The sequence below is a fragment of the Rhizobium sp. YTUHZ044 genome (assembly GCF_051123975.1).
GTDB lineage: Bacteria > Pseudomonadota > Alphaproteobacteria > Rhizobiales > Rhizobiaceae > Rhizobium.
Genome location: NZ_CP101426.1, coordinates 1,971,205 through 1,983,516, shown reverse-complemented (window position 1 = coordinate 1,983,516; position 12,312 = coordinate 1,971,205). Strand labels below are relative to the sequence as shown.

At 60.4% G+C, this 12,312-nt stretch carries 13 protein-coding genes and 1 tRNA gene; 8 read left to right on the top strand and 6 right to left on the bottom strand.

What is annotated here, in order from left to right; genetic code table 11:
- Window positions 1-190: 190 nt before the first annotated feature.
- A complete protein-coding gene (locus tag NL154_RS09880; protein ID WP_184459666.1) occupies window positions 191-472 on the top strand; it encodes a hypothetical protein in 282 nt (93 codons plus the stop codon).
- 78 nt (window positions 473-550) lie between these two features.
- On the opposite strand, the gene NL154_RS09875 is transcribed toward NL154_RS09880, so the two are convergent.
- Window positions 551-805, bottom strand: a complete 255-nt coding sequence (locus NL154_RS09875; protein WP_064802691.1) for a GlsB/YeaQ/YmgE family stress response membrane protein — start codon at window positions 803-805, stop codon at window positions 551-553.
- A gap of 551 nt (window positions 806-1,356) precedes the next feature.
- On the opposite strand from NL154_RS09875, the gene NL154_RS09870 reads away from it, so the two are divergent.
- From NL154_RS09870 to NL154_RS09860, 3 genes are all read left to right on the top strand, one after another.
- On the top strand, window positions 1,357-1,515 hold the full coding sequence (locus NL154_RS09870) for an entericidin (RefSeq protein ID WP_221147703.1): 159 nt from the start codon (window positions 1,357-1,359) through the stop codon (window positions 1,513-1,515).
- Window positions 1,516-2,007: 492 nt separating this feature from the next.
- Window positions 2,008-2,901, top strand: coding sequence for a transglutaminase family protein (locus NL154_RS09865; RefSeq protein ID WP_210631265.1), 894 nt, complete (start codon window positions 2,008-2,010; stop codon window positions 2,899-2,901).
- A 100-nt stretch (window positions 2,902-3,001) separates the two neighbouring features.
- Window positions 3,002-3,808, top strand: a complete 807-nt coding sequence (locus tag NL154_RS09860; protein ID WP_210631266.1) for a transglutaminase-like domain-containing protein — start codon at window positions 3,002-3,004, stop codon at window positions 3,806-3,808.
- A gap of 38 nt (window positions 3,809-3,846) precedes the next feature.
- Here the strand turns inward: NL154_RS09860 and NL154_RS09855 are convergent, their stop codons facing one another.
- Entirely contained in the window at window positions 3,847-4,071 is a 225-nt protein-coding gene (locus NL154_RS09855; RefSeq protein ID WP_184459645.1) for an alkylphosphonate utilization protein, read from the bottom strand.
- Window positions 4,072-4,126: 55 nt separating this feature from the next.
- Window positions 4,127-5,056: a LysR family transcriptional regulator gene (locus NL154_RS09850; RefSeq protein ID WP_210631267.1), complete on the bottom strand. Its 930-nt coding sequence runs from the start codon at window positions 5,054-5,056 to the stop codon at window positions 4,127-4,129.
- Window positions 5,057-5,195: 139 nt separating this feature from the next.
- Here NL154_RS09850 and NL154_RS09845 point away from each other — a divergent pair, with 139 nt between their 5' ends.
- Window positions 5,196-6,608 carry an MFS transporter gene (locus tag NL154_RS09845; protein ID WP_434733972.1) on the top strand — a complete coding sequence of 471 codons (1,413 nt, stop codon included), beginning with the start codon at window positions 5,196-5,198 and terminating at the stop codon, window positions 6,606-6,608.
- A 260-nt stretch (window positions 6,609-6,868) separates the two neighbouring features.
- On the opposite strand, the gene NL154_RS09840 is transcribed toward NL154_RS09845, so the two are convergent.
- Window positions 6,869-7,555 carry a TetR/AcrR family transcriptional regulator gene (locus NL154_RS09840; RefSeq protein WP_210631269.1) on the bottom strand — a complete coding sequence of 229 codons (687 nt, stop codon included), beginning with the start codon at window positions 7,553-7,555 and terminating at the stop codon, window positions 6,869-6,871.
- 198 nt (window positions 7,556-7,753) lie between these two features.
- Here NL154_RS09840 and NL154_RS09835 point away from each other — a divergent pair, with 198 nt between their 5' ends.
- Window positions 7,754-8,242: a RidA family protein gene (locus NL154_RS09835; RefSeq protein WP_434733971.1), complete on the top strand. Its 489-nt coding sequence runs from the start codon at window positions 7,754-7,756 to the stop codon at window positions 8,240-8,242.
- 47 nt (window positions 8,243-8,289) lie between these two features.
- Here NL154_RS09835 and NL154_RS09830 read toward each other — a convergent pair.
- Together NL154_RS09830 and NL154_RS09825 are read right to left on the bottom strand one after the other, a co-directional pair.
- Window positions 8,290-8,379: transfer RNA gene (locus NL154_RS09830), tRNA-Ser, on the bottom strand.
- A 167-nt stretch (window positions 8,380-8,546) separates the two neighbouring features.
- A complete protein-coding gene (locus NL154_RS09825) occupies window positions 8,547-9,368 on the bottom strand; it encodes an Ig-like domain-containing protein (protein ID WP_210631313.1) in 822 nt (273 codons plus the stop codon).
- 532 nt (window positions 9,369-9,900) lie between these two features.
- Here NL154_RS09825 and NL154_RS09820 point away from each other — a divergent pair.
- Together NL154_RS09820 and NL154_RS09815 are read left to right on the top strand one after the other, a co-directional pair.
- Entirely contained in the window at window positions 9,901-11,001 is a 1,101-nt protein-coding gene (locus tag NL154_RS09820) for a septal ring lytic transglycosylase RlpA family protein (RefSeq protein WP_210631314.1), read from the top strand.
- Between the two features lie 70 nt (window positions 11,002-11,071).
- A complete protein-coding gene (locus NL154_RS09815) occupies window positions 11,072-12,265 on the top strand; it encodes a D-alanyl-D-alanine carboxypeptidase family protein (protein ID WP_434733970.1) in 1,194 nt (397 codons plus the stop codon).
- Window positions 12,266-12,312 lie beyond the last annotated feature (47 nt).

Sequence of the window (12,312 nt, the reverse complement as noted above, 5' to 3'; positions counted from 1 at the left end):
CCGCGCACGGGCAGACATTCGACGTTCCTTAAAACAAAGCCGACAGGAAATGAAGGGTTGTCACGCGAAAAGCTGCGGATGGCCGCGAGGGCGACGCAAGGCGTTGATGGCGAACAAAAGATCGGCTCCCGGCGGAACCTTTCGGGCCGCCATTTCGTTGAAGCGGCATCCCATGAAACAGGAGCAGACCATGGCAGAAATGAAAACCGCTTCCGCCGAATCCACCGCTGCGCGCGTCAAGGCGGATATCGCAGCAGACGATCTGTCGGCGCAGGTCACGGCACTCCGTGAAGATCTCTCCAGATTGACGGACAGTGTGCGGGCGCTGGGGCAGGGGGCAAAGTCGGTGGTTACGGACGAAGCTTCGCTGATGACGGAACGGCTGCGCGACAAGGTTCGCGAAGAACCGATCATGGCGCTCGCGATAACGGCAGGCGTAGCCTATCTTTTCGGCCTGCTGAGCCGCCGCTGAACATGGAATTCGGGACAGAAAAGCCGGACGCAAGGCGCGCCCGGCTTTTAGTCATGTCTGCCAGTTGCGCCTCGACAATCAGCGGCGGATGGCACGGCCGATGAAGATCAGAATGCAGGCGCCGATGAAGCCGGTGATCAGGTAACCAAGCCATCCCGCCAACGGCTGGATGTGCAGCAGACCCAGGATCCAGTTGGCGACGATCGCGCCGACGATGCCGAGCAATATGTTCATGAGCACGCCCATATTGCTGCTCATGACCTTTTCTGCCAGCCATCCGGCGATGCCGCCGATGATGATGGCCGCAATCCAACCCACGCCTGCGTTTTCCATAGTGATCCCTCCTGGTGAAACGACTCGCAAGAATGCACGAAACGAAAGAAAGTTCCACTCCTGGAGGAACTTAAGCACTCAAGGATGCAGCACGGTGACGGGTGTTTCCAGCAGGTAAGCGACGAGTTGGAACATTAGCCCGCTTAGCGCAAGAATTGCGAAGCCGAAAGGCATGATCAGGCTTTTGCTAAACATTCTCTCCTCTCCTTTTTTAAATAAAGCATAAGCCGAAGTGCGTGTTACGCAAGGTTATTACTAACAATTGGTTAAGTGCGATATTTAAGTAAAATGATAGATTTCAGGGAACGGTCGCGAAATTCCGGAGGTATGAGGAGGAAATACACGGACGACCGGCATCCAAATCACTTTCCTTCCAACAATTCTACATTTCGGAGAGCTTTAACTCGAGTAATCCGTTTCTTGACGGAACAGGGAGCGGCCGGATGCACCAATTCGGCGCAGGTGCTGCGTTATGTCCGGCCGCCGGCGGATTGATTTTGGCTCGGAGTGCGTCATTTTTCCGGGGGTTCGTTCAATCAGGGAAAATCTCGATGCCAAAAGCTGCAATCGCCATCGCCTGCTGCCTCTGCCTGCTTACGCTCTCCGGCTGCGGCAATACCGCATACGGGCTGAAGAAGGATGGACAGGAGGCGAGCCACGCAATGGATAATGCGACCCATCGGGTGCTTTCGGCCGGCGCCAATAGGTAATGGCGGCTGCCGGCGACACGCGGCAAATCTTGCATGAAAAAAGCCCGCCTGGGGTGAGGCGGGCTTAGCACAACAGAGAGAATGGACGGACGAAAACCGTCCCGACTGATACAGCATTTCCTTAAAGGCGCCGCTGTACGTCATTCGACGTAACCGCGACCGAAAGGTTCCGGCAGCGGCGTCAGAATCGGGTCAGAAGTTGCCCCAATTCTGAGCGCGGGCACGGGCGCGAATAATCCGGTATTCGCGACCGCCATAGAGCGAACCGATGGTCAGCAGAAGCGTCAGAACGTCCCAGATGATATGCATGTTATCCTCTCAGGTTGGACGGCTCTGCCGTCGATCGGTGAAGGTACAATAGCAATCTTTCGAAACTGCTTATATGACAAGAAATCGGGATGAGCAGGCAAAGGAGCAGGGCGCTTGCGGCGTCTGATAAGACGCGCGGCGCTGCAGGAGCAGCAACGTGAACAAATCAGCCGGCGCCAGTCCATGACGATTTTCTCCGTTCGCCACATCACGTCCTATCGTTACCGCCGGGAGGTCGATTTCGGCGAGCATCGCCTGATGTTCCGGCCGCGCGACAGTTTCGACCAGCGGCTGATCGAGGCGTCGCTGACCACCTATCCGGAGCAAAGCCATGTGCGCTGGATCCACGATGTTTTCGGCAATTGCGTGGCGCTCGTCGATTTTTCGCGGCCGTCGGTGGAGCTTCGTTTCGAAACCTGGATCACACTCGATCATACGCCGCAGTTCGGCCCGGACATTCGGATCGACGAGGCGGCGCTGACCTATCCTTTCTCCTACGACAAGGACGAAATCGCCGATCTTGCGCCGGCGATGCAGCGCCATTATCCGGATTCGGGCGATGAGGTCGGCCGCTGGGCGCGCCAGTTCGTGCGCATGGGGCACCCGACAGAGACCGGGCACCTGCTGATGACGCTCTGTTATGCCATTCGCGAAAGCTTTGTCTATGCACGTCGCCAGGAACATGGAACGCAAACGCCGCTGCAGACCTTGCGGCTTCGCTCCGGCACCTGCCGGGATTTCGCGCTTCTGATGATGGAGGCGGCACGCTCGCTCGGCCTGGCGGCGCGGTTCGTCACCGGTTACGTCTACGTTCCCGACCGGGACGGCTCGACCGTGCTCGGCGGCGGCTCCACGCATGCCTGGTGCCAGGTCTATCTTCCCGGGGCCGGTTGGGCTGAGTTCGATCCGACCAACGGCATCGTCGGCAACCGCGATCTCATTCGTGTGGCCGTTGCCCGCGACCCGCGCCAGGCAATTCCTTTGAGCGGCAGCTATGACGGGGAGGGGACGGATTTCGAGGGCATGACGGTGCAGGTCAACGTGACCACGCGGCAGTCATGGATTACCGAGGGGTAATGATGCATTGCCCCGGGGAATTGCATCGCGGGAACCGGGTTGGTGCGATCGACGTTCCATTCTCACCTCCGCCCATGCCGGGAGGGACGAGGAAGCCACAATGAAGATACGCGCCGGGTTTCATCTGGGCTATGAATGCATACAGCCGACGCCGATGCTGCTGGTCCTCAACATTCATCCCTCCCGTCGCGCCGATCTTCTGAGCGAGCAGGTCCTGACATTCGACCGGCCGATCGAAGCGTGGGAATATACCGATGGCTTCGGCAATGCCTGCAGCCGGATCGTCGCTCCGCCGGGACTGACGACGATTTCCACCGAGTTCGAGATCTATGACACCGGGCAGGCCGACATCGTTCCCGTCCAGGCGGTGCAGCACGCGATCAAGGATCTGCCCGACGAAGTGCTCGTCTTCCTGCTCGGCAGCCGTTACTGCGACACAGACAGGCTTTCGGATTTCGCCTGGGCGACCTTCTCATCAACGCCGCTCGGCTGGGCGCGCGTGCAGGCGATCTGCGATTTCGTGCATGACCACATCACCTTCGATTATCAGAAGGCCGACGTTCTCAGAACCGCGCATGGCGGCTTTACCGACAAGAGCGGCGTCTGCCGCGACTTCGCCCATCTCGCCATTGCACTCTGTCGATGCATGAATATTCCTGCCAGATATTGCACCGGTTATCTCGGTGATATCGGCGTTCCCGCCGATCCAAATCCAATGGATTTCAGCGCCTGGTTCGAGGTCTTTCTCGGCGGGCACTGGCATACGGTCGATGCCCGCCACAACACCCCGCGTATCGGCAGAATTCTGATGGCGACAGGCCGAGATGCCACCGACGTCGCGATGTCGACGGCTTTCGGCCCGGCGACGCTTTCCCGCTTCGAGGTGATCACCGAGGAAGTGCCGTAAGTTGCGGCCACGGAGCCATAGGCTACCGCAGGTAGATCCTACGCCTTCTTCAGGAACTCCGTTTTCAGCACGAGGCCTTTGACCTGCTTGGTGTTGCACTCGATCTCGCCGGGATTGTCGGTCAGGCGAATGCCTTTGACCAAGGTCCCACGCTTCAGCGTCTCCGAGGTGCCCTTAACCTTGAGGTCTTTGATCAACGTCACGGAATCGCCGTCGTGAAGCTGGGTTCCGTTGCTGTCCTTTACAATAATGTCTTCGGCCATGATATCCTCGCTTGGTGATGCGGGAGGGGAAATCACGACGACAGGGGAGAGTCAATCACCAGTCCCGTCCCGTCCGATCTCGTTCTCCTGCCTCCGCGGCTGAACAGACCTCACGAACACAGCTGCGCAGCCAGCGATGCGCGGGATCGGCATCCATCCTCGGGTGCCAAAGCAACGAAACCGTGAGCTCCGGCGTCGGAACGGGAAGGGGGAAACTGTGCATTCCCGCCCGCAAGGCCGCCGTGTGGCGTTCAGGAACGCTGGCGACCAGGTCCGAGGCGCGGGCGAGCGCCAGTGCCGTGGAAAAGCCGCCGACGACGGTGGCGACCTGCCGTTCCAGCCCGAGCGCATTCAGAGCGTCGTCGATCGCTCCTTTGTCGAACCCGCGCCGCGAGACCGCAATATGGCCGCCGGCCGCGTAACGGGAGGGCGTGATCTCATCGCGGCAAAGCGGGTGGCCGGTGCGCACGACGCCGATGAAGCGGTCGCGGAACAAGGCCTGCGCCCGCACCTCCGGTCCCATCGTCTCGCCGACGACACCGGTTTCCAGATCGACGCTTCCGTCACGCAACGGCGCGCTGTCCTTGTCCGGTTTCTGCATGAAGCGCAGCCGCACGCCAGGGGCTTGCTTGCCGAGGCGAGCGATGAGATCGGGGCCGAAGCTTTCGGCAAAACCTTCGCTGGCGCGCAGCGTGAATGTCCGGACGAGCCGACCGAGATCAAGCGCTTCGGCAGGACGCAGAACCGCCCGAGCATCCTCGACGATGCGGCCGACCCGCTCGCGCAGCTCGAGCGCCCGGGGTGTCGGAACCAGGCCGCGGCCGGCACGCACCAGCAGCGGATCGCCCGTGGCCTCGCGCAATCGCGCCAGCGCCCGGCTCATGGCCGATGGGCTGAGCCGCAGCCTCGCGGCCGCACGGGCGACGCTGCCTTCGGCGAGCAAGACATCAAGGGTGACAAGCAGGTTGAGGTCAGGAGTCAACATGCATGCGGTATAACATGATTTCAGAGTGATATGGCGCCAGCCGCATGAATGAAGTGCAAATGCTGCGCATTCCGCCATGCCAGTTGCGGGACTAGGGTTCGATGGCTCCCTTTCCAGGAGCTTGAACATGGAGGTCCTGTTGAAACCGATCATTGCAGAACAGGGGGAGGCAGTCGCCGAACGCCCCTATTCCGTCCGCTGGGGACTCGCCAGCCTTTGCCTTTCGATGCTGCTGCCATCGCTCGGCACCAGCATCGCCAATATTGGTCTGCCGGCCCTGGCGCAGGCTTTCGGCGGCTCCTTCCAGGAGGCGCAGTGGATCGTGCTGGCCTATCTTCTTGCCATCACCACCCTCATCGTCAGCGTCGGGCGGCTTGGCGACATGACCGGCCGCAGACGGCTTCTGCTCATCGGCATCCTGCTCTTTACGCTGGCCTCCGTCATCTGCGGGGTTGCGCCGGCGCTCTGGCTGATGATCGCCGGGCGGGCGCTGCAGGGTCTCGGCGCAGCGATCATGATGGCCCTCACCATGGCTTTTGTCGGCGAAACGGTGCCGAAGGCGAGGACCGGCAGCGCCATGGGGCTGCTCGCAACCATGTCGGCGATCGGCACTGCTCTCGGCCCGTCGCTGGGCGGCGCTCTGATTGCCGGGTTCGGCTGGCCCGCGATCTTTCTCGTCAACGTGCCGCTCGGCATCGTTGCCTTCACCCTCGCCTATTGTTTTCTGCCTGCCGACGTCAACATGGGGAAGATGAAGCGCGCCGGTTTCGACATGGCAGGCACCTTGCTGCTTGCCCTGGCGCTCTTCGCCTATGCGCTGGCGATGACGACCGGGCGGGGCAGCTTTGGAATGCTGAATCTCTCCCTGCTGGCGGCGGCTTTTTTCGGGGCCGGTCTCTTCGTCTTCGCCGAGAGGAAAGCCTCATCACCACTGATCCGGCCGGCGGTGTTTCGCAATGCAGCGCTGAGCGCAAGCCTGGTCATGAACGCGCTCATCTCGACGGTGATGATGGCGACGCTGGTGGTCGGCCCGTTTTATCTCTCCCGTGCGCTCGGGCTCAGCGAGGCCGCCGTTGGCGCCGTCATGTCGATTGGCCCCGTCATCTCCATCCTTGCTGGAGTCCCGGCCGGTCGCCTGGTCGATCGTCTGGACGCGCCGTTCGTGATCGCGGCAGGCCTCATCGCGATGGCCGCTGGCGCCATCGCACTCGCCATGCTTCCCGGAATGATCGGCTACATCGCCGCCATCGCCATCCTGACGCCCGGCTATCAGCTGTTCCAAGCGGCCAACAACACCGCCGTCATGGCGGATGTCGGCCCTGACCAGCGCGGCGTCATCTCGGGCGCGCTCAGCCTGTCGCGCAATCTCGGGCTGATTACCGGCGCTTCCGTCATGGGTGCGGTATTCGCGCGAGCATCGGGAACATCGGATGTCGCCGTGGCAGGCCCCGAGGCCATTCACTCAGGGATGCAGATCACCTTTGCCGTCGCAGCCATGGCGATCGCCGCAGCACTCGCCATCGCCACCGTGACTTACCGCCGCGGCGGCTGACGCAGAGCGCCGTCGAGACTGAGACCAAGGTCCGATCCGACCCGGACTTCATGCCGATACCAAACCCTCGATCGCTGCAATAGGTTTTCGTGGCGGGACGAATCTGCGGAGTTTAGCGGTGACCAAAATCTTCGTTGTGGGGTTGATACTGACGCCGGTTATTTTCTGGGGTTCCATCGGCGCGCTGATATATTCGATGTTGTCGTGAGCGGATGTTTTCTGACCGAGCTTGCCGATCAATTCGGGAGCTGAGCCCTGGTTCATCGGCTCGGAACAAGCCCGTCAAGCAGGAAGTCCAGGCCTTTCCTGAAAACGCCGTCCCAGTCATTGTCCAACAGCAGACGAGCACGCTCGATCGTCGGATATTCTTCGCTGAAATGAGCAAGACGCTGCTGCCCGGCGAGCATGTCTTCGTCCGAAAGGTCGAAGTTCGCACGAGTGATGGTCGCGCCCATAACATAATTCCAGAGCGACCATATCGCACCGTTCAAATCCGCCTCCTCGACACCGGCTCCGGATAAGACCCTGCCCAGCAGTTCCAGGCGACCGAGGATGTTCGGGCCGAGCGCCCGGCGCGGCAACAGCGACGCCGACCAGGGATGGCGCAGCATGCTGGCGCGCCAGTCTTCAAGCATGTGAAAGACCGCCTGACGCCAGTCCGGCGATTCGATCGTTTGCGATGGTCCACGATATTCGAGCACCGAGTCGAGCGCGAGATCAAAAACCTCCTCTTTGTTGGCGACGTGCCAATAAAGGCTCATCGCGCCCGAGCCGAGGCGATCGGCCAGCCGACGCATTTTCAATCCGTCGACACCTTCGGCGTCCAGCAGTTCAACCGCGCTCGCTACGATCCGGTCGAGCGAAAGAGGCGGTTCCTGTGCGGAGGGGACCGGGGCAGCTTTCCGGTGAGGCCGTTTATCCTGAGTGCCGTCGCGTTTGGCTGCCATGTGTCTTTCCTAAAAAGATCGGGTCATCGATTTAAGCCGGCGCAGCGACGGATGTCGATCCTCTCCAGTTGACTCGTACAATGTACGATGCGATGGAATCGTACGCTGTACGCGTCGCTCGGTTGCGGAAGAGTTAAAGGCGCAATCCAGCAGGCGGCGAGGGTCGTTCCTCGCAGTCCTCACGCCGGAAAGGACATCATGTCACATGCAATCAAACATCTGCTTATCGGAGGGCTGATCATCATGACCACAGGAATTCCCAACGCGACGACGGCGAATGAGGGTGACCTCAAGCTGACCATCGTCAATCCAAAAAACCTCCACGATCCGACGCCGAATGGCTATAGCACGGCGGTGATCGTCCCCCGCGGCGCCCGGTTGGCCTACATCTCCGGACAGGGTGGCCAGGACAGCACGGCAGCCTTGTCGCCGGACTTCGCCGTTCAGGTGAAGCAGGCCTACGCAAATTTGCGCAGTGCGCTTGATGGGCTCGGGGCAAGGCCGGATCAGGTCGCCAAACTGACGATCTTCGTGGTCGATCACGATCTGTCCAAGCTCGAGGTGCTGACGAGGAACGTCAAAGACATGTTTGGCGACGCACTCCCGGCCCAGACCCTTGTCCCCGTTCCCAAACTTGCAATCGATCCGATGCTGTTCGAAGTCGAAGCCGTCGTCATGCTTGAATAGTGGCTGCGACTGATCCGGCCGGCTGGTCTGATGGAGAAAATTGCAGGTGGCGGAAGAGGTGGGATTCGAACCCACGGTACGGTTTCCCGCACGCCGGTTTTCAAGACCGGTTCCTTAAACCACTCGGACACTCTTCCAAGTATTTGGGAAGCCTGAAGAAAGCCAGTTTCGGTCTTTCCGGTGGATCGGTGGTTTCTGCCGATTTGCTGCCCATTCACTCACAGGCCGGCTTTTTAGCAGCTTTGATGGCAGCGTCAACTTGTTCTGCAGCGAAGCGGCTTTGACAGCCGCTTCTCTGCCGCCGTCAGACCAGGACGGTGAAGTTGTCAAATGCGAGTTGCGGAAAGCCCGTCGGCTCGACGTCGGGTTGAATGTCGAATCGGACAAAATCGACCGCTCCCAAGGCTGCCAGAGAGATATGCTGGCCATCGGCGATGGTGTCACCATAGACCGTCAGCGACATCTCACTCACCTTGTTGCCACCGACATAACCCTCGAAGGTTACGAGGGCGTCGACACCTTCATAGGCGGGGTCGAAATTGGTTGCGACATCGACGCCCTCTATCGTGAAGAGCTTGCCGTCAACGCGTTCGAAAAACGGATTGTAGGGATTGGTGACGACATACTCGTTGCCGCCGGATTCGGCGACCGTCCAAAGGTTGCCATCGAGTTTGTCGCCAAATTTGAATCCTGCATAACCGGAGGCGACGTCAGGCAGCCCGGGATATTCCGTGGGAGCATTCTCGAAATCGATGGAATACTGTCCTTGCGGAGGAGTGTGGACTCCGATGTTGAGGCTGCCGACATCCGTGCCGCCTTTTCCATCGGAGATCTTGAATGAAAAATTCTCGCCGAAGATCCCGCCGGGCTCAAGCGCGCTCGGATCATTGACCGTGTAACTATAGCTGCCGTTGCTCCAGATCGTCAGCGTTCCGTGCTCACCCGCGATGGTAAGATATCCCGGCTCGCCCGCCTTATTAGGAATTCTCATTCCGTTGACGAACTGAACCTGAAGCAGATCGCCGTCGGAATCCGAGGCGTTGTCGAGAAGGTTTCCTTCGATGGCCTCCGCTGGTGCGTAGTCGTGGACCGACACGTCAGGCACTATTGGTTTGTGATTTGCCATGGCTCGTCTCCTAAAGATGAGCGTGGAAAGGACGTCAGGCTGCGACCCGAACGCTGCAAATAAACTTTCTACTCCCCTTTGAGTCAAGCAACAAACTACACGCCCTAAGGGAGTGATGGCCGATGCCGTTGCTGTGAAGGACACCTAAACAAGAGAGCAAAAGCCAATCTACTACCTTGGGATGAAGGCTGCAGTTGCAGCCGGCGTCCGGAGAACAGCTGCTGCTGTCGTCGGTGTCTCGATCCGGTACTTCCCGACCTCTAGAATCCCTCCAACATTTACCATGTGCCCCGCATCGGCACGCCGATTTCGGCTCTCATTGCAATAGCGAGAGGGCAGGGCAGCAGGCCTTGTGTTTGCAATTCATTAACCATAATCATTGGAATTGTCGCTATCGCTGCGAAATCGTTCGTATATTTGCCATGAACTCACCAAGATTAAAGTCTCGTTAGGTGGGCGGGGATAAGGCGTTGTTGACCCAGGATGGGGCAGAGTTCCTTAACCATAACGATCTTTGAGCGGCGTGGGGCACATGAAACTGGAATACGGGGCGTCTTTCGCAACGACAGCACGGTGGCTGGCGATATCGGCGATGTGTGCGACGGTTGCGGCGTGCGGCACGACACAGGCCGTGCCGAAGAAAAGAGCCCACGGCAAGGAATATTTCTCTGAATCCGAATATGGCGTGAAAGCCAGCCCCCGCGTCGCCACCGGCAACAATATCCCGAAGGGCGGCGGCCGCTACATGGTCGGCAACCCCTATGAGGTGAAGGGCAAGTGGTACTATCCGAAGGAAGACTTTGCCTATAACAAGGTCGGCGTCGCCTCCTGGTACGGCTCAGCCTTTCACGGACGCCTGACGGCGAATGGTGAAGTCTACGACCAGATGCATCTTTCTGCCGCGCATCCGACGTTCCCGCTGCCGAGCTACGCCCGCGTCACCAATCTCGAGAACGGCTCCTCCATCGTCGTCCGCGTCAACGATCGCGGCCCCTATCACGAGGGCCGCATCATCGACCTTTCCAACAAGACGGCCGACATGCTGGATCTGCAGCACAGCGGCACCGGCAAGGTGCGCGTGCAATATGTCGGCCGCGCCCGCATGGACGGCCATGACATGCCCTATCTGATGGCCTCCTACGTGCCGAAGGGCAGCCGCATCCCCGGCGTCAATCCGGAAGGGCAGATCGCATCCGGCGTGATGGTCGCCTCCAACAGCCGCAAGATCACCCGCGATCAGCTGCAGAACGCGGAAGACTACGAGACGCCGGCGAATGTGCCGGTGCCGTTGTCGGCGACCTCCTATGCGGGTTCGACGCCGAGCGCACGCTACAATGCGGCGCCCGGCCTTGCGCCGGCAGCCCATGTTCTGGTGGCGCCTTCAGCTGCTTCCTCCAATGCCACGCCAGGCGTCGATCGGATGGTCGTGCTGCCGGAGATCGGTCCGATGCCCTATGAGCGGCCCTATGGCGGTTCGCAAGACTCCCTAGCGCTCGGCTACCAGAACGAGGCGGTAAAGACGGTGACGGTCGATCTCGCCTTCGACGCGGTGATGGTGCGCAATGACGGGCTGACGCAGGCCTCGATCCTTGCCTCGGCCAAGCGCCAGCAGGCAAAATCGGCAGCGCATTGAGCATGGCGATTGCGTCGAATTTCGCCGCGCTCTAACCTTCTCAAAACGCCATTGACCGATGGGAGTTGCGATGCTGAGGCCCGTGCTTCGCCTGCTTGCATGCCTGATGCCGCTCGCCGCCGGCGCACACGCCGCCGACGGGGGCGCTGCCGGTTTCGCCACCAAGGCAGCGCAGGCCTATATGATCGAGGCCTCCACCGGCACGGTGCTTCTCGCCAAGAATGAGGATCAGAGCTTTTCGCCGGCTTCGCTCGCCAAGCTGATGACGATGGATCTGGTCTTCGATGCCGTGACCAAGGGCCAGATCACGCTCGATACCGAATATCCCGTTTCCGAATATGCCTGGCGCACCGGCGGCGCGCCGTCGCGGACAGCAACGATGTTTGCCGCTCTCAAATCACGCGTGCGCGTCGAGGATCTGATCAAGGGTGTCGCGATCCAGGGCGCCAATGACAGCTGCATCATCCTCGCCGAGGGGATGGCCGGAAGCGAGCAGCAATTCGCGCAGTCGATGATCCGCCGCGCCCGCGAGCTCGGCATGGAGAAAGCGGTGTTCGGCAATTCCACCGGCCTTCCGGACGGCAAGAGCAAAGTGACGGCGCGTGAGATGGTGACGCTTGCCGCCGCTCTCCAGCAGTCCTATCCCAATCTCTATCCTTACTTTGCGCAGCTGGATTTCGAATGGAACAAGATCTTCCAGCGCAACCGCAATCCGCTGCTCGGGCTCGATCTCGGCGCCGACGGGCTTGCGACCGGCTTTGCCGAGGGAGAAGGTTATTCGATCGTCGCATCGGTCCAGCGCGACGGCCGGCGGCTATTTCTGGCGCTTGCCGGCATCGCTTCCGACAAGGAACGGACGGAGGAGGCCAAACGCGTGCTCGAATGGGGGCTGACGGCCTTCGAGAGCCGTCAGATCTTCACCGAGCATGAAGTGATTGGCGCGGCCAGCGTCTATGGCGGCTCGGCGCCCACCGTCGATCTCGTCGCCAAAGTGCCGGTCAGTGTCTATATTCCGATCAGCAACCCCGACCGGCTTTCGGCGCGCGTCGTCTATCGCTGGCCGCTGACGGCGCCCGTAAAGCCGGATTATCAGGCCGGCACGCTCAGGATTTTCGCCGGTAGCCGGCTGCTCAGGGAGGTGCCGCTCTATACCGCGCAGGCGGTCGGGGAGGGCTCGCTCAGAAGCCGGGCGGTCGACGCCATGCTGGAACTCGGCGAATCGCTGTTCTTCTCCTGGCTCTGGGACAAGTCCGCTGGCGGCTGAACGTGTTATGCCCATCGCGAGCCCAAGATCAGGCTCTGGCGGATAGC